Below are 21,373 nucleotides of genomic sequence, written 5' to 3' on the forward strand. Positions count from 1 at the left end.
GAATAAAGTTCATTGCTTCGTGACATTTTTTCTAGTAAACTTACTACTAGCTCGTATAAGATGTGCGCTTCTTTATAGAAAGGGGTAGTGACGGTAAGATGGGGTTTATTCCAGTGTTTATCCTAACCGTTTTATTCTTTGTGATGATGTTTGGTATTGGATTTATTCTTAACATGTTAATGAAGACAACCTGGTTTCCCGCTTATCTATTCGTACTTATTATTCTACCCGTCGTAGTCTATTCCATTTGGGATAGAAGCGCGATGTCGCTCTGGGAGCATCTCTCCAGTTTCCACTTTGTTGATTACTTAACTGGTGTCGCTGGTCTTGCAGGTGCTATATTGAGTGGATGGACCATTCAAAAACTGCGCTTTGGCGGTTACAAGATGTTTTAAAGATTTAATCGGAAGACCTGCGGCTCTGATGTGAGAGTCGTTTTTTTGAACATATAAGCTTTTAGTTCTACGCTAAGAATCAATTTTGAAATTCAGCGAGAAACGGAACCTTCCTCTTCCAGAGGACAGTGAAGCCGTTTCTTCTTGTTTAATAGAGGTAGATAATCGTATGAAAAAGCTGATTATATAGCGAAAAGAGTCGGAATTGGTAGTTTATTTACATTTCCGGCGACGTTTTTTATGATAGAATAGAATCCTGTATGAATTCGTGAAAACAAGGGGGTATCCGTAGATGCGCATGAGTAACTTACATCATTTCACCGAACATCATCGGTACTGCGTTTCCCGCGAATTTGGTCTTAGTGTTATAGATGGACGTATGCTTAGCTCTGTGTATCAGCCTATGGTAGGAGCTTTTGCAATCAGTTTCTATCGCTTGCTGGTTGAACATGTACCAGCAGATAGCATTGGCTATTCTGGAGTGGAGCAACAGCGCAGATTATTTATGACGCTAGGCGTTGAACCAAATGAGAAAGGCCGCAAATATTTAATAGATCAGGCTTCCCGGTTAGAAGCGGTAGGTCTGCTACAGACCTGTCGAATCTATGTGCCGGAAACCGATGATTACTTATATGAATATGAGCTTATGCCGCCGCTATCGCCAGCTGACTTTTTTGCCACTCAGCATTTGACGTTGCTGTTACGCGATAAAATCGGCAAATTTGCTGTGCTGTCCTTACGGGAACAATTCTGGAATCGAGAGCCAGAAGAATGGAGTCGCAGATCCATAGGCAAAGAGAATATCTCCGTGCCTTTTTATGATATTTTTCAACTTAATACACATGTCATTGATTATGAGCTGGAGCAGGCACTTGCAGAAGTAGCCACTGTGCGTCAGCCTGGTATGCGTGAATCTGGAGAACAAGCGATTGGATATAGTGATATTATTTTGCGTTTTCCAAGGGAATCCGTGAACCGGGCTCATGTAGAAAAACTGCGTTTTGACCATACTCAAATGGGTGTTATTAACTATGTAGCTCATAAGTACGAACTCAGTCCGCAGGATTTATGTCGTCTGCTGGATGAAGATGGCGTGTTCTCACCGGATGGCGAGGTTATTCTGGATGCACTGCAATATAAAGCGAGCCAGCATTTCAGGCAGGATATGAAACGACAAGAAAAGCGTGAAGTTGCTGCTGCTAAGGTTGTTTCCATCCGTTCCAGTGCCTCTGAAGAGAATGATGATTCTATAGCACCACCGGAGCAATCTGTAGAGATGGAGTATTATGTAGAAGTACCACCACAATTTTTGTCCAAATGTGACATCCACCAATATAATATGATGCTGCGGAACGAACCTTATACGCGGCTGCTTCAAACTTTTTTCCCAGGTGCAGTACCCAGTCATTTGATGGATATGTTCGAGAAAATAGATTTGAACTATAAGCTAAGCGGTGAAGTAATCAATGTACTTATTCATTACTTAATGACTATGGTAGCCTCAGGTGGAGAACAGCGAATGAACCGCAATTTTGTGGAGGCTATCGCTTCCAATATGCTGGTTAAACAGGTGAACACCTACGAAAAGGCTGTAAAATATATCAGGGATCAGTCCAAAGTGAAAGGCAAGGGAGCTACAACTAACACGGCGGCGGGATCTCGATCACGTTCATATGCTAAAAATACAGGTCGATCCGCTAAACCGGAAATTCCGATTGTGCTGGACGATGGAAGTGCCGGAACGGTATCGGAAGAGGAATTCGCGGCGATGATGAAGAAAGCGGCAGAAATTAAAGCCAACAAGAAAAAAGGCGTTTCCCAAGCGCCGTAATGAAAGAGAGGTGGAACTATGGAGTCTATGGGCGATGTGCTTCGTTCGATCAACAATCCAACTCTACGGCAGCGTCAACGCGATCTTGAACAGGAGTTATTCAATCATCCACTTGTGAAGGCATTACAGTCTGAACATCCTGAGTTAGATGATTCGCGACTGCGGCTTCATATGAGCCGCCTGTATCAATATGTAGAGGAAAGCCGCCACTGTGCGAACTGTCCGGGTCTAGAGAAATGTCCGAATGATTTCCCTGGTCACTTTAGCAAACTTACGGTCGAGAGCGTGAATGGTTCGGCGGACTTATATGAACGCAAGACGGCATGCCGGCTTAAAGTGGCACAGGATAATCAGGATAACATCCGCAAACGTATCCGTAGCTTTTATGTGGACGAGCGTGTGCTCAATGGCGGTTATGATGAAATAGATATTATGGGCAAGGATCCACGCCGGGTCTCTGCTGTTAATAAAATATTTGATTATATCACGAGCGTTAAAGAAGAGGGTCTGACCTCGCGCGGGATTTATCTACATGGGACTTTCGGAACAGGCAAAACATTTCTGATGTGTTACTTGCTTCATGAGCTTGCTGTTGCCGGCTATACTGGAGTTATCGTATATATGCCAGATTTTATCGAGGATTTGAAGTCGATCATGATGGACGGCCAGAAGATGAAGGAAACCGTAGATACGTTGAAAAACTGCGATTTACTTATTTTTGATGATATTGGTGCGGAGAACTTGAATCCATGGGCGCGTGATCATGTGCTTGGTGCGATTCTGAATTATCGGATGAACCGTAAGCCAACCTTCTATACCTCAAATTATCCGCTCGATGGTTTGGAGAAACATCTTAGCTTTACGAGCAAGGATGGCGAGGAGATTTATAAAGGTCAACGTTTGATGGATCGTATTGCTCCTTTTGTGGATGTTATTCCACTGCATGGGGAGAATCAACGGGGGACGATTAGATAAACTCGAAATATTCATAACCGTAACATTCAAAAGAGCAGCGATTCTCCTTTTATTGGAGGATCGTTGCTCTCTGTTTTTTCTTATTTACTCTCAAAAAAAGAAGCCGCCCCCTAAGTAGCATTCACTACTTTTGAGACGGCCTCTGTTTATATTGCGATGATTCCCTTACTCCGAAATGAACTTAATGATAACCATGCCGAAAAAGACAACGGTCATAAATGCAGTCATTCCGAAAAATCCATTCATTAAATCGCCTAGATCATTGCGGGGTTCTTCGTTGATATGTTCTCGTGGGTCCCGTGCTTGCGCGTTGACATCCATAGCTTCTGCCTCCTTACAGGGACAATGCCTGTATTGTTAAGATGCAAATTGAGTTGACCATTATGAAATAAGTCATTGACATTTAATGCGCTTTCTTAGAGTATACCGAAAGGCTGGGGAGATTGTAAAGAAAAGAGTAACGTAAATAAAATTAGTTTGAGAGCAATATAATTGTATGTGATATATAACATATCCCTTAAAGATATGTTATACTGGAATTGTGTCGGTAAGTGGTAATTTGGTTATCATATTACATGAAACAATTTATTAACTTATATTTTCGGAGCAGCTTCCATAAACTAAGCTTTGGTTTAGAGTGGAGTAATGTTTCGTAAAACTTTAGAGGAGGAACAATATCATGGCTATCGTGAACGTGTCTGACCAAACCTTCAGTAACGAAGTGGAAGGTCAAGGTACTGTAGTAGTAGACTTCTGGGCTCCTTGGTGTGGTCCTTGTAAGATGATTGCTCCAATCTTGGACGAATTGTCCGCAGAACTGGGAGACAGCGTGAAGATTGCAAAATTGAATGTGGATGAGAATCCGGAAACGGCTTCCCGTTTTGGCGTGATGAGTATCCCAACCTTGATCTTCTTCAAAGACGGTCAACCGGTAGATAAAGTTGTGGGATTGAACTCCAAAGAATCCCTGAAAAATATCGTAGCTAAACATCAATAATTGTTAAATGCTACTGTTCGGGCCTCGGCCCTGCCGCTCAGCGCCTTCGGTTCATTCCGGAGGCGTTTTGTGTGCTGAATGCCAATTAATTATGGGTCCAATTTAGCTGGAGGGGATCATTTTGGACAATATCCGCAACAAACTGGCTCTATTACCCGACCTGCCCGGGTGCTATCTGATGAAGAATGAAGAAGGCACCATTATTTATGTGGGTAAAGCGAAGGTGCTTAAGAACCGGGTTCGCTCTTATTTTACAGGCAGTCATAATGGTAAAACTCAGCGGCTTGTCGCTAACATTGCTGATTTCGAATATATTGTTACGTCCAGTAACATGGAAGCGCTCATTCTCGAGTGCAATCTGATTAAGAAGCATATGCCGCGTTATAACGTACTTCTGAAGGACGATAAGACATTTCCTTATATCAAAATAACGAATGAAACTCACCCTCGGCTTGAAGTCACACGCCGGGTGATTAAAGATAAAGCAAAATATTTCGGCCCTTATCCTAATGGTTATGCTGCACAGCAAACGAAAAAGCTTCTCGATCGTATGTATCCGCTCCGTAAATGTGGCGTAATGCCAAAGGAAGTCTGTCTTTACTATCACATGGGCCAATGCTTGGCGCCGTGTGAGAAGGAAGTGCAGAAGTCCGAGTATGAGCAGATTACGCAAGATATCGCTGCTTTTCTGAGCGGAGGTCATGATGCGGTTAAGAAGGATCTACAGCAGAAGATGCAGGAAGCTGCTGAGGAATTATATTTTGAACGGGCGAAGGAACTGCGGGATCAGATTATCCATATTGATGCATTGATGGAGAAACAAAAGATTAACACCACAGATACTAAGGATCGTGACGTATTTGGTTATGCGGTAGACAAGGGATGGATGTGTGTACAGATTCTGTACATGAGACAAGGGAAGATGATTCAGCGCCACTCCTCTGTCTTTCCGTTCTATGGGGAAGCCTACAGTGACTTTATGTCTTATGTGACGCAGTATTACAGTGATAATCCTGCTCTGCCGCAGGAGATTCTTCTGCCGGATGTGCTTGACGAAGAAGCAGTGGTTGATAAAGAAGCTAAACCGGCGATTGTCATTGCTGCTCCAGCCGAAGAAGATCTACAAAAGGGGGAAGATACCCCCGAATCGCCTGAAGAAGTTGAGGCCCGTGAAATGGCCGCTGCGGAAGCATCAGCAGCAGGTGTCGTTGATGCTGCAGGTGGCGCCTCTATTCTACAGGAGTGGCTCGGCACCAAAGTGCTAGTGCCACAGCGTGGCCTCAAGAAGCAGATGGTCGGTATGGCCTGCCAAAATGCTACAGTCGCAATCGACGAGAAGTTCCGGCTTATTGAACGAGATGAAGTACGTACCTCTGGTGCTGCAATGAGCTTAGGCGAGAGCCTGGGGCTCGAACGCTTAAGCCGGATCGAGGCGTTCGATAACTCGAATATTCAAGGGACTAATCCGGTTTCTGCGATGGTTGTCTTCATTGATGGCAAGCCCGCACGAAAAGAGTATCGTAAATATAAGGTTCGTACGGTGGTGGGTGCGGATGATTATGGAACGATGCGCGAGGTCATCCGGCGGCGGTATGAACGGGTGCTGAAAGAGAACCTGCCGATACCAGATCTTATCGTAGTCGATGGTGGTAAAGGGCAGATATCCTCAGCTATTGATATTCTCGAGAACGAGCTGGGGTTATTCATTCCGGTCTGTGGTCTCGTTAAGGATGATAAGCATAAGACGGCTCAGCTTTTGGTTGGAGATCCGCCAGAACCTGTCGCTTTGGCTCGGGATAGTCAGGAATTTTATCTGTTGCAACGGATTCAGGATGAGGTGCATAGATTCGCCATCACCTTCCACCGTGAACAACGTGGGAAGTCCATGGTTACTTCTAAACTGGACTCCATACCAGGTATAGGCGAGAAGCGGCGCAAGGCGCTGCTTAAGCATTTCGGATCACTAAAGAAAATTAAAGAAGCCTCCATAGAGGATTTTAAATCACTTTCTATTGGCGAAAAGCTGGCTAGTCAAATTCTTGAGGCGCTCAAGGATGAAGAGCCAGCGACATAGGCATTCGAAATACTGGAATGATGTATACGTAAATATAAAAAAGGTGTCACAGCAGTTTTCTGCTGTGACACCTTTTTTAATTATAGGTTTAAATTACAGATGTAGGTTCAACCGGCTTAGGTTCTGATTTCTGCGGTGGATTAAACCGATAGACGATGTAGGCGACTATGAACGGCATGATAATCGCGAAGATACCAGCCCCTACATTCACGCTTTCCTTCATAAAGATCAGCGTAGCACCCATCAGAATGCTGTCAAACACGACGTGACTGAACATGACGGCAATAAAGCCGTAACGAAGGAATATATAGCTAAAGAGCAAACCAATCACGGTCAGCTCAATAGGACGGGAACTGATGGGGTAGATCGGATACAGCGTATGGCCAAACGCCCAAACCAGCGTGGTGATCAGGCAAGCAATGAACGTGCTACGGAATACTTTTTTCAACATAGGAATTCCGAAAAAACGATAAATGGCTTCCTCGGATAAACCAGCGAGCCATGCAACGATGGGCAGCAGCCAAGCATATCTCATGTTGTAAGGAGATTGAGTAGCGTCAGTAGTGGACCAGTTCTGCAAGGTAAGTGATAATACGATGAACATAAGGGTCTGCACCCCTAGCAGCACGAATGCCCAGACGTATCCAGCCCGGATACTATCCAGAACATATTTTCCATAGCCAGGCTCTTTAGCACGAGGCCATGGGTTCATTCCCTCTTCTTTTTTCCATAGGCCGTCCCCTCCAACTAAAGAAAAATAGAGCAGGGAGGACATTAGGAGGCTATATAAGGCATAAATGATGAACATTATGACGGAAGTTATCTGAGCCTCGAGTCCTTCGCCTGAGGATTCAGGGAGCATATTATAGGTGCTGATCATCATGATTACAAAATAAGCTGAGCTTAGGAATATTCCACGCTTAAAGGAGGTATGTTCTCTTCTAAGTATGCTGTAGATGAGTGCCAGAATTCCTAAAGCTAAAGTAGGCAAACCGTAGCCGAATAAAGTAAACTTTTCAGCGAGAGAGGTCTGGTCCTTTACATAGGAGGTATGCCAGGCTGGAGCGGTGAATCCTGCTTTAAAGCTGGATACCTGTTCGCCAGTGAAATCGAAATAATAGTGTAGTAAGGATTCGCCGATCTGAACGGAACGATCTGTATACACGAGCCCGTAGTTTCCCGTATTCGATTCAATTTGCAGCTTGGCGGGATTTACATCCCATTCCTGAAGCCAAGGACGGGCAAGACTTTCTTTTTGTGCAAGTGATAAGGTAGTACCCTTGTCCTCTTCTTTTGCACTGGTGGATACATTGTTTGGTAATCCGGTACCTGATCCTTCTGCACCTTGTGTGAAAGCGACAACTGCACCAGTATACATATTGAGGTCAACAGAGATCAGTGGCTCTTGTTCCGCTGAAGGACTAAGTGTTACACGAAAGATGTCAAAAGGATATCGTTGATCCAATTTCTTTTTTGTATAGTCCTCCAAAAGCTTCTCGCGGGACATATAACCATAAAAGGAAGAGTCCGTATCGTACAGTACATTCCACTGATCGGTTGGTGCTTTGGTGTAGTTCAGCTTTTGTTCTGCGAATGATATGGCTTTGTCGCGGGCTTCCGCCTTGCTGATGACAGTAGTATCTTCCCCGGCAGGGCTATTTAGCACCGAGGGAGCAATTTGAAACATAATAAATAGAATAAGACCGATAATGCCCGAGATGATGAGCCTCTTGGAGAGGGCACGTTGCTGTAAGGGCTGGCCAACGGGATTCATGTAACGCCTCCTTGTAAACTGACAATGTTATGTTCCATTATAGTATTAGTGCCATGATAGTTACAAAAATCATCGTATATTCTTTTTATGGGTAATAGAGATATTATAGAATAGGTAACTGAATATATACCATGAATTTAAGGTGATTCTTTCTTCATTTTTCATGAAAATCGATGCAATTGCAGGGAAAACACGGAAAAGTGATGAGAAAAGGCACTCTTAGTGGTACATCCTCTCCAAACCGCATTTTTCATATGAATCACCATTAATAGTGTCTTTGTGATTTATCGAAATAACATATATAATTTGTATGCAATTGTATATAGCCGAATTTCAGGTGAAAACGGGGGAACCATAAGAAGTAATGAAAAGATGAGTATACGCCATAGGCGTTGTCTTTATTCATCAGGGGTGAATTTCGTTCTAGGAACGAATAGGGCAGCCTGCACAGTCCGAATCCGTCAGCTAACCTCGTAGGCTAATTTACTGCAGGAACCAAGGGTAGCATTGGTTTTCCAGTGCTTTTTTTGTTGGAATTCTTTAAATTTTGATAAGAGGGTGAGCGTAGTGGCTTCACAGTTTCGCAGGGTTTCTGAATCAAAGTTCCTGAAGCTCTCTCCGCCTCAGATTATGGTGCTTGGTTTTGCATCGATCATTCTGATTGGAGCCTTGCTGCTAATGCTTCCCATTTCGAGTACCAGCGGGAATGCTGTTAGTTTTATTGATGCGTTGTTTACTGCAACATCGGCCACCTGTGTGACAGGACTTGTGGTGCTGGACACCGGGACGACATTCACCATTTTTGGGAAAACCGTAATTATGGTGCTTATCCAGGTGGGCGGCTTAGGGTTTATGACAATGGCGACCTTATTTGCCATGATGATGAAACGCAAAATTTCCTTGCGGGACAGACTGATCCTTCAGGAAGCAATGAACCAAGGCTCTATGGAGGGGATTGTTCGACTGATCCGGAGAGTACTTATTTATTCCTTGGTCATCGAAGGCTGTGCAGCGGTGCTTCTGTCCATACGCTGGGCGTTTGATATGCCACTGGGAAAGGCCATTTATTTTGGAATATTTCATGCGGTGTCTATGTTTAATAATGCTGGATTTGATATTTTCGGGGATTTCCGGAGTTTAACCGATTATGTATATGACCCGCTAGTGAACATCGTGGTGATGTTTCTGATTGTCTCTGGCGGTATTGGTTTTATTGTCATGTCGGATCTGGTGGAGTTTCGTGTCAAACGTAAATTATCTTTGCATAGCAAAGTTGTACTCTCCACCACTGCAGGGCTTATTCTTATCGGCGCTTTGGTTATTTTTATATTTGAATTTACGAATCAGCGCACACTGGGGAATTTAAATTTCGGCGGCAAAATATTATCGGCATTCTTTCAGTCGGTATCGCCCCGAACCGCTGGCGCCAATACGGTGGATATTGCCGGACTGCGGCAAGCCTCACAGTTCTTTATGGTTATTCTTATGTTTATTGGTGCATCTCCAGGATCAACAGGTGGCGGGGTCAAGACTACAACCTTTACGATTATGATTGGTGCAGTAATCGCGATGCTGCGCGGACGTGAAGATGTTGTACTGTTCCGTTACCGATTGGCGCAGGAGCGTATCTATAAAGCGTTGACGTTAACATTACTCGCTTTGCTATTGGTCCTCACGGTGTCGATGTTACTGTCCACAACAGAGGATAGTAATTTCTTAGCGATATTATTTGAGACGACCTCAGCTTTTGCCACGGTGGGACTAACCATGGGGCTGACACCTGAACTGTCTATCTTCGGCAAGATTCTGATCTGTCTGACCATGTTTGCAGGTCGGCTAGGTCCATTAACATTAGTGTATGCGCTTGGACCTAAACAGGGTAAACCATTGTATAAGCACCCAGAAGGTAAAATAATTATTGGATAGGAGTTAATCCGAAATGAAAGCACAGCAATTTGTAGTAATCGGTTTAGGCCGCTTTGGCTCAAGCCTTGCACTTGAGCTGATGGAAATGGGCTACGAGGTGCTCGGCATTGATCACCATGAGGAGCGTGTGGAGGAAATGAGCGATCACCTGACGCATGCGGTAGTGGCTGATGCTACAGATGAAGGAATTATGCGCTCGCTTGGCGTACGGAACTTTGACTGTGGGATTGTTGCGATTGGCGACAATATGGAACGAAGTATTCTGGCGGCGATTTTGTTAAAAGAGATTGGAGTCAAGCAAGTAGTAGCCAAGGCGATCTCGATCCTTCATGGTCGTGCGTTGTCCAGGCTGGGCGTGGACCGGGTTATTTTTCCGGAGCGGGATATGGGCATTCGTGTGGCACATCAGCTCGTGACACCCAATTTGCTGGATTATATTGAACTGTCCAAGGATTATAAAATCGTCGAGCTAACCGTTCCGTCTTGTATGAACGGGAAAAGCTTGTCAGATTTAAATACAAGAGCGAAATATGGCTGCAGTATTGTTGCCCTGAACCGGGAAAGTGGAATTATAGTGGCTCCAACGGCACATGATCATTTGAGTGAGGGCGACGTTATGGTACTCATTGGTTCTAATGAAAGTATTGATCGATTTGAGGATGAAGTTGTAAACCAAGATTAAATAGATAAGCCCTCCGTCCTTTACATGGGACGGAGGGCTTTTTTAATTAAGGCTGCACGCAGAGGTATGTACTATTTCTCTCGTTCCGTTAGAAACATCTCTTCTGTGACCTGCACGAGGCTGCGGGCCGCTGTGCTCAGGCTCCCATCGTCACGGTAAATCAGGCAGGTAGTTCGCTGAGTCTGCTCCAGCTCCTTAATATGCAGAGAGACCAGCCCACCGCCGTTTAACAGCTGCGGACGCAGATAAGACTTGGGCAGTAACGCTGCCACATTGACTGTCGGTAGCAGCCGCACGATGGCTTCGAAGGAGTCAATCTCCATCCGAACGTCTGGATCAATTCCACAGCGCTGGAACAGATCGTCTGTTAGACGTCGGTACCAGGTGCCTTTGGAGAACAGGATCATAGGCAGTCGGGACAGATCATCCATAGTTAGCTTGGTAGATTGATTCAGAGGATGATGCTCAGAAACAACCAGTCGAAGTTGATCCTCAAACAGAGAAATACAGCGCAGTCCAGGTTCTTGAATAGAGGAAGCGATCAGACCTATATCTGACTTTCCTTCACTGACAGAGGAGACAATTTCATGTGTTCGGCCTGTGATTAGCTTCAGCTCCGCAGTTGGGTATTTCTCCATATATGCGTTAACTAGTGGAGGCAGAGTGGTCTGCAGTGAGGTAAGTGACGCCCCTAAGGTGACGAGCTTAGGCTCGCCTTCTTTGTATTTAGACAAAGCCTCCAGAAATTTAGAGCGCTGCTGCCGTTGTTCAAGTGCGTAGGAATAAGTAAGACGCCCAACCTCTGTTACCTCCAGACGCTTGCCATAACGATTAAATAGCGCGACACCCAGCCGTTCTTCCAGCTTGGAGATTTTACGAGATAGGGCAGGTTGGGACAGATTGAGCTGGCGGGAGGCCCGATTCAAGCTGGAGTGCTCCACAACCGCTGCAAAAACATCTAAATCGTCAAACATATTTATGTTCCTCTCGTAGTGCAATCTATAAACAGTAGTGACGAAATTCATAGCCATGAAGACAATACTTCTTGCTCCATAAGGAAATAAAAGATTTGTCGGAAAATGTTGTTTCTCTAAATGAGAATTATTATCATATAAAATCTATTCTTATGCGTTTATTGTATAACGTTTAATAATTAGATTGCAATTCCCTTATAAGGGAAAAAGGAGTAACATAAAAAGTGACACAAGATATTCACATTTTGTGAAAAAGAAAACAAAGTCCGGGAAACCAAGGATAGCGGTAAATATAGACGTTTTGTCATGACATAGTCTACGTTATCCTGTGTCAAATGTAGTTCCGGCGGTGAATACACAATAATGAAAACGCTGTTTTAATCGGAAAGGGGTTACTTTGTATGAAAGGATTTTATTCCAGAAAGATTCATTCCTTGCTAGGCGTTATCCCGCTTGGAGCTTTCTTCATTGAGCACATGATGACGAATTTTGCGGCTGTAGAGGGTGGCGCTTCCGGTTTCACTGACAGCGTGATATGGCTGAATAGCCTGCCGCTTGTCTTCTTCCTGGAATTGTTCGGTATATGGCTACCTCTGCTGTACCATGGCGTATATGGACTGTATATTGCCTATCAATCCAAGCCGAACTTGAACCGTTTCAACATTGAAAGAAACTGGCGTTATACGCTGCAACGCATTACAGGAATTATTACCTTTATCTTTATAGTCTGGCATTTGTTCCAAACCCGGGTTCAGGTGGCAGTTGGTAGTGTAGAGCATGAAGAGCTGGGCGGTCTGATGCATGATATCGTGACTCAACCACTGATGTTGACACTGTACATTATCGGTATCGTTGCAGCATGCTTTCACTTCTCAAACGGTCTATGGTCTTTCTTGATCAGCTGGGGGATCACGGTAGGACCTCGTTCACAGCGGGTATCCTCTTACCTTTGTCTCGGTATATTTGTTCTTGTAACGTTTATGTTCCTCATTTCGCTAGTCACTTTCCGTGATGCTGAATTTCAAACCGCAGCTTCCATAGCTCAGTCCATAAAGACTTTCATCTAGGTAATTATCCTCTCAGGACTAGATTCCAGAATCCTTTCTGATATTTTCAATAAAGGGAGTGAACTATCATGGCAACAGCAAATATCATTATCGTGGGTGGCGGTCTGGCCGGCCTGATGGCTACCATCAAGGCAGCGGAGTCCGGTGCGCATGTTCAATTATTCTCATTAGTGCCTGTAAAAAGATCACACTCCGTTTGTGCGCAAGGCGGCATCAACGGCGCGGTAAATACGAAAGGGGAGGGCGACTCTCCTTGGGAGCACTTCGACGATACCGTTTACGGCGGTGACTTCCTGGCGAATCAGCCACCGGTCAAGGCGATGTGTGAAGCAGCACCGGGTATCATCCACCTTATGGACCGGATGGGCGTAATGTTCAACCGCACACCTGAGGGATTACTCGACTTCCGTCGTTTCGGCGGAACGAAGCGTCACCGCACTGCATTTGCTGGCGCAACGACAGGCCAACAGCTTTTGTATGCGCTGGATGAGCAAGTGCGCCGCTGGGAGTCCGAAGGTCTTGTAACGAAACGTGAGAACTGGGAGTTCCTCTCGGCCATCGTCGACGACGAAGGTGTATGCCGCGGCATAAGTGCCCAGAATCTCAAGACGATGGAGATTGAGACTTTTCCTGCAGACGCTGTTATTTTGGCTAGCGGCGGGCCTGGTATTATTTTTGGTAAAACAACGAACTCCGTAATTAATACAGGCACAGCAGCAAGTGCGGTGTACCAACAGGGCGTACATTATGCCAACGGAGAATTTATCCAGATTCACCCAACGGCTATTCCAGGAGATGACAAGCTCCGCTTAATGTCGGAATCAGCACGTGGTGAAGGCGGCCGCATCTGGACTTATAAAGATGGAAAGCCGTGGTATTTCCTTGAAGAGAAATATCCAGCCTACGGTAACTTGGTGCCGCGCGATATTGCTACACGTGAGATTTTTAATGTGTGTGTGGATCAAGGGCTGGGCATTAACGGTGAGAACATGGTGTATTTGGACCTCTCTCACAAGGACCCGAAAGAGCTGGACGTGAAGCTTGGCGGGATTATTGAAATTTACGAAAAGTTCATGGGGGATGACCCTCGTAAAATACCGATGAAAATCTTCCCGGCTGTGCACTATTCCATGGGCGGTATGTGGGTTGATTACAACCAAATGACAAACATTCCTGGTCTGTTTGCGGCAGGCGAATGTGAATATCAATATCATGGAGCGAATCGTCTAGGCGCTAACTCTCTGGTATCTGCCATTTACGGCGGTATGGTTGCTGGACCAAAGGCTGTTGAATACATCAAAGGTCTGAAGAAATCGTCACAAGATATCTCTTCTTCTGTATATGATAGCTTCCACAAAAAGCAGACGGACAAATATGAGTCTCTGCTAGCGATGTCAGGTACAGAGAATGCTTATGTGATTCACAAGGAACTGGGCGAATGGATGACCGCCAATATGACGGTTGTACGGCACAATCCGAAGCTGGAAGCGACCATTGGCAAAATCAAAGAGCTTAAAGAACGCTATCGCAATATCAATATGAACGATACGTCACGCTGGAATAACCAAGGTGTGGCATTCACCCGTCAGCTGTGGAACATGCTGGAGCTGTCCGAAGCGATGACACTGGGAGCGCTTATGCGCAATGAGAGCCGCGGCGCTCATTACAAACCGGAATTCCCGGATCGTAATGATGAGGAATTCTTGAAGACCACGAAAGCAGCTTGGACTGCAGACGGTCCGCAAATCTCTTACGACGAAGTCGATGTCTCACTGATCCCTCCACGGGTCCGTGATTATTCGAAGGATTAATCTTTCCCAGCAGTGAACAGCTTGCGAGGCAAGCTTAATGAAATAAAATTAGGCAATTTGAGGAGGGAACCATTATGGCGGAAACTGCTACAGCTCCCAAAAACGTAAAGTTTATCATCACCCGCCAGGACGATCCACAAAGCTCATCTTATGTTGAGGAATTTGAGCTCCCTTATCGTCCGGGTATGAATGTAATCAGTGCTTTGATGGAAATTCAGCGTAACCCTGTGAATGCCAAAGGTGACAGCACCGTTCCGGTATGCTGGGATTCCAACTGTCTAGAAGAAGTATGCGGAGCTTGCTCGATGGTGATCAACGGCAAACCTCGCCAAGCCTGCGCAGCGCTTATAGACAATCTGGAACAACCTGTACGCATTGAGCCAATGAAGACATTTCCGGTGGTGCGTGACTTAGTGATTGACCGTACTCGGATGTTCAACGCACTGAAACGAGTAAAGGCCTGGATTCCAATCGATGGTACGTATGACCTTGGGCCGGGACCACGTATGCCGGAGAAGAAACGGCAGTGGGCTTATGAATTATCTAAGTGTATGACTTGCGGCGTATGCTTGGAAGCTTGTCCGAATGTCAACGAGAAGACGGATTTCATCGGACCAGCAGCCATCTCTCAAGTACGCCTGTTCAATGCTCATCCTACGGGTGAAATGAATGCGGATGAAAGATTAGACGCATTGATGGAAGATGGCGGTATTGACGGTTGTGGTAACTCACAGAACTGTGTGCGCGCTTGTCCAAAAGGTATTCCTCTTACCACCTCCATTGCAGAAATTAATAAGCAGACGACAAAACATATGTTCAAACGCTGGTTAGGTGTGTAATAAGTAGTACCGCCGGATCTTTAATATTGAGCTATCCTCAATGGTGGATTTATATTCGCTGAGGATAGCTTTTTTGTTTATAATTGGTAGGGAATAGGAAATTCGTCTAGCTCAGAAGAATGAATAGCATATGCTATAATATCCATTGTTAACGTACGTTAGGTGTGGAACAACAGGGAGGAATAATCGTGATTTGTCGGGAGCATGATGGAGCAATTGTAATGGTTAAACAGCATGATCACGGGAAGTTAGCTGGAGAGCTTGCCATTTGGTTTAAGGAAGAGCATGTGCCAGAAGAAGGACGCCGGGATGAGGTGCTTTGGGCGGTAGCTGAACATGACCGGGGCTGGATTGATCTGGATGAGACGCCCTTTTGGAACGATGCGGAACACGCGCCTTACAGCTTTATTGATTTTCCTGTAGTGCCGAAGCTGACCTTTTATAAGCGAGGACTTGATGAGATCGAAGCGCGGACACCTTACGGAGCGCTTTTGTGCAGCTTGCATTTTGAACGACTCATTAAGATTTCGGGACTGGATTATCCAGAACTGACTTTATATCAAGAGCATGAAGAGGAACGTAGATCCCGTATTCACCGAGAACTGGAAGTATCCAAACCGATTGGTGAAGATGAGCTGTATTATGATGCCCGTCTTTTGGAATTCTGCGATGACTTATCTCTATATTTGGCTTTAAATGAACCGGGTAGCCCGAAATCTGAGGAGCATCCATGGTGGCGTGAAGGATTCTCTGGCAGTGAAGATTTCAGTTTTACTTCAGGTCGTACGATAACCGTGGAGTGGAAAGATAAGTCAACGTTAGTGCTGGATCCTTTTCCCTTTCAGAAGACGGTGGAAGTAGCCTTTATGCTGAAACGAGTCCAACAATCAGAAATTGCTAAGAGAGGCATCGCACCCGCATACCGTGATACGCCAGAGGAAGAATGTCGAATTGTACTGACGGCTCTAAACGAAAGCTGAAGGGAAGGAGAAACTCCGTATGAAGATACAATCGTCTGGGGCTTCTCCCAATAAGAAAAATAATCATTCAGGTAAAGACATCCACTCTAGCGCCTCTGGACGTCAATCTAAGGGCAAGACAACAATGACCCGCCGGCAATTCCTGGTTCGAGGTGCGGCTACTGTAATCGGCGCAGGCTTGCTCACAAGTGGTTACGCTTGGCAAGGGGAGCCCAACTGGATTCAGGTTACTAAGCTGAAGTTGTCCTTTAAAGATATTCCCTCTGCTTTTTCAGGCATGAAGGTTGTCCATTTCAGTGATACTCACCTTGGGTTTAATAAGGATGCCCGTGATCTGGCTCGACTTGCAGAGCGTATCGCTAAGGAGGAACCGGATCTTATATGCTTTACAGGCGACATCGTGGACAGCAACCCTGAGGATCTTGTAGATGCCATACCTGTATTGGCAGAGCTGAATGCTCCGCTAGGAAAATATGCGGTGCTAGGCAACCATGATTTCAAGAATACGAAGCGGATTATCGAGTTGTTTACATCTGCTGGGTTCCGGGTGCTAAGGAATGAATCTTATCTTCTAAAAAGAGGCGGGACAGTTATGGCTGTGACCGGACTGGATGATCTGCTGCATGGCGAGCCTGACCCTGTGAAGGCACTCAAGGGTGTGCCTGCAGGAACCTTTACCGTTCTGATGATGCATGAACCGGATTATGCTGATATAGCAGAGGCTCATTCATTTCACCTACAGCTATCCGGGCACAGCCATGGAGGACAGATTCGCCTGCCGTTTGTAGGTGCGCCATTCACCCCTTATGGGTCTCAAAAGTACATAAATGGATTGTATTATACAGATACCAAGCGCATGCCAGTGTATGTGAATAGAGGTTTTGGCGAAACAGTCATGCCTTTTCGTTTTCTATGTAGGCCTGAATTAACGGTGCTGACATTGCACCATTCATCGGATGAATAGGCTGATATTTTAGCTGCATGGAGGAGAGAGTATGAGCACTTATGAGGCAGTATCGTTCCAGACGCAACAAGGTATGGCGGTTGACCTTAGGATGATTCCGCCCGAGGATGCTTGTCATTTGCAGCAACTGCTCTCCCACCCAGAAGTGCAGGCTCATATTCAAATACGCACCGGAGCTGGATCAGACCTTGCTCAGGTGGAGAAGCTGGTGAACCGGATGTTATTCGCATTCGATCCTTGCGCGTTACATGCGGGTATCTATTTGAAGGAGCAGCAGAAGTTGATCGGTATTGTTGCTTTACAGCATTGGAACCGCCGTGAGTGCAAGGCCACTTTAGGATATATGCTAGACCCGGTGTACTGGGGAGGCGGATTGGCGACAGAGGCGGTTGGCTTATTTTTAAATTACAGTGTTCATACGCTTGGAATCACGCGGATCGAAGGGCGCTGCCGAGGAGATAATATTAGATCCGAACGTGTGATGCTTAAGAACGGCATGATGCTGGAGCGAGTGATGCCCAGAGTAGGCTCCTTGGACGATGTAATGAAAGTATTCACATTGTTACACAAATGAAATAATGCCGTTATGAAACTCTAACAGTGTCCGGTTAAACTAAGTACATGACCCCCTTTTAAAAATATACTGCTTTGGGACCCGATGATTCGGGTCCATTTTTTTTTGTCAGGACCTAATCCGATCGTTTATGATTAACAAACAGTCGAATGAATTGAGAAGGAGGCGTAATATTTTGAATGATGTAATACAGACGTTAATGAATCACCGTTCTTTCCGGCAGTATTCTGATCTACAAGTGGAGCCGGATAAGCTAAAGATAATGATCGAATCGGCCCAAGCAGCGCCCTCATGGGTTCATGGACAGCAGGTCTCCATTATAGCTATCAAGGATCCTGCACGTAAGCAGCAGCTTTCGGTCTTGTGCGGCAATCAGAAGCATGTAGCAGCAGCCCCCATCTTTCTGGTGTTCTGCATGGACTTCTATAGAGCGAAATTAGCAAGTAAAATGGAAGGCAAGTCTTTTGAAGCGGTAAAAGATGTAGATGCTCTGCTCGTTGGAGCTACAGATGTTGGTATCTCAGTGGCTAACGCGATTGCAGCGGCAGAATCCATGGGACTTGGGATCATCCCTATTGGGGGTGTCCGGCGCAATACAGCAGGCGTTATTGATCTGTTGAAGCTGCCGGAGTACGTATTTCCTATCGTCGGGCTCTGTGTTGGATATCCAGCCGAAGAGACCGCACAGAAGCCGCGGCTGCCGCTGGAAGCGGTGTTTCATGAGGAACAATACAATCCGGATGTGGAAGGCCTCCTGGAGGCGTATAATCAAACCCACCATGAATATATGCGGCAGCAGGGATTAACGGAGAGAGATTGGACGAGCACGATTGCTCATTTTTACGATATCAACCCGGAATATGGGGATGCGAAGCGCACACTGAAGCAGCAAGGGTTTACCTGCGACAACCTATAAATAAACGACAATGCACCAAGCGGAGATTGGTTTAACGGAGGGTAACCCTACCCCTAAACCAATAACGCTTGGTGCATTTGTTCGAAATATAAGAAATCTTTACAGTGAAACTTTAATTTTCTCGCGCTGCTTGTAATAAACCCAATGTGTAAAACCTATCGCTTTTAGCTGTGCAGCTACCGCATCTAGGTCTTCTGCGACTCGGGACGGCTTATGCGCATCCGAACCGAAAGTAACCTCAACGCCAAAATGATGTGCACGCTCCAGTATATCTTCTGAGGGATACCAACCGCCAACCAGCTTGGTTCCGCCTGAGGTATTAATTTCGATCGCCACGCCGCATTCACTAATTACTTGCAGACAGTCATCAATTGGCTTTGGAGCAGGGATTTCTGAAAAAGCAGGATAATTTCCCTTCATCGCATCAATGTGTCCGAGAATTTGAAACATGCCACTGCGGGCGGAATCAGCAATCAATCGATAATAATCAGACTTCACACGAATCTGTTCATTTTTGCTAAGCCCTTTCCAGCGACCCTTGTTAAAGATACTGACGCCACCAACACTATGTACCGATCCAATCACATAATCAAAAGGGTAGGCGGATAATGTTTTGCGGTAAAGCTCGGCATGCTCAGGGAAGTAGTCTGATTCAATACCTAGCAGAACGTCGATTACACCTTCGTATTCTTTTTTGAGGGAGAGGACTTCCTCAACATAGTTTGAGAATTCGGACTTACCCATAGCTATTAGAGGAAAAGCTTGCTCGGAAGGGCTTCCGAAATATGGGGTGTGATCAGAAATGCCTATTACCCCTAAACCTGCTGAAATTCCGGCTTCGATATAATCTCTAATCGTTCCGTTAGCATGGCCACAGCGAAAATGATGTGTATGCAGGTCAAATTTCATCAAGATCAACTCCTTTAAACAAGGTTATGCAATTAGCTCAGAAGTATCGATTCCACTATTGGGTGTTTTTTATTCAGACCCAATAAATTGTGTCTCCGGCATACCTTTGAGATCACTGAGAAACTGTCTCATGGCTGAGTTCACGTATTTTCCAGACTTCGTTATGACGCCAACAGGATGTGTGACTTCCAATTCAATAATAGGCACAATTTTGAGGGAACCGGCTCGCACCTCAGCGGTCACTGACTGCTTGGAAATAATGGCTGCACCTAAATCGAGTTCTACCATCCGTTTCACTTCCTCGCTGCTGGTCAGTTCCATAATTACCTGTGGCTCTATGCCATGCTTGGAGAATACCTCGTCGGCAAATTTACGGCCCACTGTATCCGGTGAGAGCAGAATTAGCGGGGTTTTGTTTAGGGCTTCTATTCCTGCAGTCTTAACTTGAGCTAGGGGGTGTCTAGGTGAGACCACCAACTCGAATGTATCATAATAAAGAATGGAAGTAGTCATACTAGGACTTCGTCCGATCAAATAGCCAATGCCGACATCGACAATGCCATTCTCGACATGTTGATAAATTTGAGACGAGGACATAGAGGAAATAGATGTTTTGATATGAGGGAACTGGTCTTTAAAATAGGACAAAATACGCGGCAAAATTTGAATGGCGATAGAGGTAGTAGTGCCGAGAATAATATGTCCTTGGGGATTATCTTCAAGGTCCGCAAGTCTCTGTTTAAGCTCCTCGACAATCGTCACAATTTGTTCCGCATGCTCCAGAAATACAGTTCCTCGATCGGTTAACGTAACAGGCTGGTTCCGGTCAACCAGCTGTGTTTTGAACTCTTCTTCAAGGCTCTTGATTTGTGCTGAAACCGCTGGTTGGGTCAAGTTAAGCAGTTCTCCGGCCTTGCGAAAGCTCATCGTTTTGGAGATCGTTATTAGTGTCTCCAGCTGGCTGATGTTCATGGAATACCTCCTTTGGACAAGCAAATATGAAAGTGATGGGGTGAAAAATTACGTTCCATGTTGGCATTTGATTTAAATTATAGGAGATAATACCCGACAGAGCAATGTTGCAACATAAACAAACTTGGGTTCGAATTCGACATGTACATTAATTTTTGCTGAATTGTGCCGATATATAAAGTATAATAAATTCATATTACTTGGGACTTTTGGTATATGACTAAAGCACGATAAAGGGGGAGACAGGACTTTCATGAAAGCAGAAGTAATTAATCCGTTTTTAGAATCTGCACGGACAGTTATAGAACAAGTGATTCAGGTCTCGCCTTCCACTGGGAATTTAGGCATCAAAGAAATTGAACTGATCGATAATCATATATGGATTCAAGTGGGAATGACAGGCCAGCTGAGCGGAAATATTATATTTGGTATCGCAGAGCAGGTAGCCTTGCGAATGGTATCGATTATGATGGGCGGCTATGTGATTACGGAGATGGATGAGATGGGTCAGAGTGCAATTTCAGAGCTGGGCAATATGATCAGTGGGAATGCTAGTACGATTCTATATAATCAGGGGGTTTCAGTGGATATAAGCCCTCCCCAAATTATGAAGCTTGAGAGCATGTCCTTTTTGCCTCGCAGAGCACTTAGTATTCCATTGTTGATGGATGGGGTTGGAGAGATGGATATTCAGGTGATGATCTCTTAGGCAA

Annotated in this window: 20 protein-coding genes and 1 riboswitch; of the genes, 15 read left to right on the plus strand and 5 right to left on the minus strand. The window is 45.3% G+C overall.

Features of this window, described 5'->3' with window-relative positions; genetic code table 11:
- The first annotated feature begins 98 nt into the window (after nucleotides 1-98).
- From NSQ29_RS00795 to dnaI, 3 genes are all read left to right on the plus strand, one after another.
- A complete protein-coding gene (locus NSQ29_RS00795) occupies nucleotides 99-395 on the plus strand; it encodes a YuiB family protein (RefSeq protein WP_042130887.1) in 297 nt (98 codons plus the stop codon).
- A gap of 292 nt (nucleotides 396-687) precedes the next feature.
- Nucleotides 688-2,226: a DnaD domain protein gene (locus NSQ29_RS00800; protein ID WP_042191562.1), complete on the plus strand. Its 1,539-nt coding sequence runs from the start codon at nucleotides 688-690 to the stop codon at nucleotides 2,224-2,226.
- 18 nt (nucleotides 2,227-2,244) lie between these two features.
- Entirely contained in the window at nucleotides 2,245-3,201 is a 957-nt protein-coding gene (gene dnaI, locus NSQ29_RS00805) for a primosomal protein DnaI (RefSeq protein WP_149644997.1), read from the plus strand.
- Between the two features lie 165 nt (nucleotides 3,202-3,366).
- On the opposite strand, the gene NSQ29_RS00810 is transcribed toward dnaI, so the two are convergent.
- Nucleotides 3,367-3,522 carry a YqzM family protein gene (locus tag NSQ29_RS00810; RefSeq protein ID WP_143759540.1) on the minus strand — a complete coding sequence of 52 codons (156 nt, stop codon included), beginning with the start codon at nucleotides 3,520-3,522 and terminating at the stop codon, nucleotides 3,367-3,369.
- 358 nt (nucleotides 3,523-3,880) lie between these two features.
- On the opposite strand from NSQ29_RS00810, the gene trxA reads away from it, so the two are divergent.
- Nucleotides 3,881-4,198 carry a thioredoxin gene (gene trxA, locus NSQ29_RS00815; protein WP_042130884.1) on the plus strand — a complete coding sequence of 106 codons (318 nt, stop codon included), beginning with the start codon at nucleotides 3,881-3,883 and terminating at the stop codon, nucleotides 4,196-4,198.
- A 121-nt stretch (nucleotides 4,199-4,319) separates the two neighbouring features.
- Complete coding sequence (uvrC, locus tag NSQ29_RS00820) at nucleotides 4,320-6,272, plus strand: excinuclease ABC subunit UvrC (RefSeq protein ID WP_339267016.1); 1,953 nt, start codon at nucleotides 4,320-4,322, stop codon at nucleotides 6,270-6,272.
- An 88-nt stretch (nucleotides 6,273-6,360) separates the two neighbouring features.
- Here uvrC and NSQ29_RS00825 read toward each other — a convergent pair whose 3' ends face one another.
- Nucleotides 6,361-8,046 (minus strand): CPBP family intramembrane glutamic endopeptidase, encoded by a 1,686-nt coding sequence (locus NSQ29_RS00825; RefSeq protein ID WP_149644995.1) that lies wholly within the window; start codon nucleotides 8,044-8,046, stop codon nucleotides 6,361-6,363.
- A 314-nt stretch (nucleotides 8,047-8,360) separates the two neighbouring features.
- A riboswitch (cyclic di-AMP (ydaO/yuaA leader) is annotated at nucleotides 8,361-8,542 on the plus strand.
- Between the two features lie 134 nt (nucleotides 8,543-8,676).
- Here NSQ29_RS00825 and NSQ29_RS00830 point away from each other — a divergent pair.
- Both NSQ29_RS00830 and NSQ29_RS00835 read left to right on the plus strand, forming a co-directional pair.
- Nucleotides 8,677-9,972: a TrkH family potassium uptake protein gene (locus NSQ29_RS00830; RefSeq protein ID WP_076285327.1), complete on the plus strand. Its 1,296-nt coding sequence runs from the start codon at nucleotides 8,677-8,679 to the stop codon at nucleotides 9,970-9,972.
- A gap of 13 nt (nucleotides 9,973-9,985) precedes the next feature.
- Complete coding sequence (locus NSQ29_RS00835) at nucleotides 9,986-10,654, plus strand: potassium channel family protein (protein WP_042191554.1); 669 nt, start codon at nucleotides 9,986-9,988, stop codon at nucleotides 10,652-10,654.
- 71 nt (nucleotides 10,655-10,725) lie between these two features.
- Here the strand turns inward: NSQ29_RS00835 and NSQ29_RS00840 are convergent, their stop codons facing one another.
- Complete coding sequence (locus NSQ29_RS00840; protein WP_341124097.1) at nucleotides 10,726-11,628, minus strand: LysR family transcriptional regulator; 903 nt, start codon at nucleotides 11,626-11,628, stop codon at nucleotides 10,726-10,728.
- A 401-nt stretch (nucleotides 11,629-12,029) separates the two neighbouring features.
- Between NSQ29_RS00840 and NSQ29_RS00845 the strand changes: the two genes are divergently transcribed.
- The 7 genes from NSQ29_RS00845 (at nucleotide 12,030) to NSQ29_RS00875 (ending at nucleotide 18,779) form a co-directional block, all read left to right on the plus strand.
- Nucleotides 12,030-12,695 carry a succinate dehydrogenase cytochrome b558 subunit gene (locus NSQ29_RS00845; protein WP_042130879.1) on the plus strand — a complete coding sequence of 222 codons (666 nt, stop codon included), beginning with the start codon at nucleotides 12,030-12,032 and terminating at the stop codon, nucleotides 12,693-12,695.
- Between the two features lie 68 nt (nucleotides 12,696-12,763).
- Nucleotides 12,764-14,506: a succinate dehydrogenase flavoprotein subunit gene (gene sdhA / locus NSQ29_RS00850; RefSeq protein WP_042191550.1), complete on the plus strand. Its 1,743-nt coding sequence runs from the start codon at nucleotides 12,764-12,766 to the stop codon at nucleotides 14,504-14,506.
- A gap of 74 nt (nucleotides 14,507-14,580) precedes the next feature.
- Nucleotides 14,581-15,345, plus strand: coding sequence for a succinate dehydrogenase iron-sulfur subunit (gene sdhB / locus NSQ29_RS00855; protein ID WP_042130877.1), 765 nt, complete (start codon nucleotides 14,581-14,583; stop codon nucleotides 15,343-15,345).
- 188 nt (nucleotides 15,346-15,533) lie between these two features.
- Nucleotides 15,534-16,325, plus strand: coding sequence for a DUF3891 family protein (locus NSQ29_RS00860; protein ID WP_076300337.1), 792 nt, complete (start codon nucleotides 15,534-15,536; stop codon nucleotides 16,323-16,325).
- A gap of 19 nt (nucleotides 16,326-16,344) precedes the next feature.
- A complete protein-coding gene (locus tag NSQ29_RS00865; protein WP_340972734.1) occupies nucleotides 16,345-17,289 on the plus strand; it encodes a metallophosphoesterase in 945 nt (314 codons plus the stop codon).
- Nucleotides 17,290-17,320: 31 nt separating this feature from the next.
- A complete protein-coding gene (locus tag NSQ29_RS00870; protein ID WP_341124098.1) occupies nucleotides 17,321-17,863 on the plus strand; it encodes a GNAT family N-acetyltransferase in 543 nt (180 codons plus the stop codon).
- Nucleotides 17,864-18,038: 175 nt separating this feature from the next.
- Nucleotides 18,039-18,779 carry an NADPH-dependent oxidoreductase gene (locus tag NSQ29_RS00875; RefSeq protein ID WP_341124099.1) on the plus strand — a complete coding sequence of 247 codons (741 nt, stop codon included), beginning with the start codon at nucleotides 18,039-18,041 and terminating at the stop codon, nucleotides 18,777-18,779.
- A gap of 99 nt (nucleotides 18,780-18,878) precedes the next feature.
- On the opposite strand, the gene NSQ29_RS00880 is transcribed toward NSQ29_RS00875, so the two are convergent.
- A complete protein-coding gene (locus NSQ29_RS00880; protein WP_076300334.1) occupies nucleotides 18,879-19,688 on the minus strand; it encodes a histidinol-phosphatase in 810 nt (269 codons plus the stop codon).
- Nucleotides 19,689-19,757: 69 nt separating this feature from the next.
- Entirely contained in the window at nucleotides 19,758-20,660 is a 903-nt protein-coding gene (locus NSQ29_RS00885) for a LysR family transcriptional regulator (protein WP_042191539.1), read from the minus strand.
- A gap of 253 nt (nucleotides 20,661-20,913) precedes the next feature.
- On the opposite strand from NSQ29_RS00885, the gene NSQ29_RS00890 reads away from it, so the two are divergent.
- A complete protein-coding gene (locus NSQ29_RS00890) occupies nucleotides 20,914-21,369 on the plus strand; it encodes a chemotaxis protein CheX (protein ID WP_042130872.1) in 456 nt (151 codons plus the stop codon).
- The last annotated feature ends 4 nt before the right edge of the window (nucleotides 21,370-21,373 follow it).

The organism is Paenibacillus sp. FSL F4-0236, assembly GCF_038000135.1.
In the GTDB taxonomy this organism is placed as follows: Bacteria; Bacillota; Bacilli; order Paenibacillales; family Paenibacillaceae; genus Paenibacillus_AQ.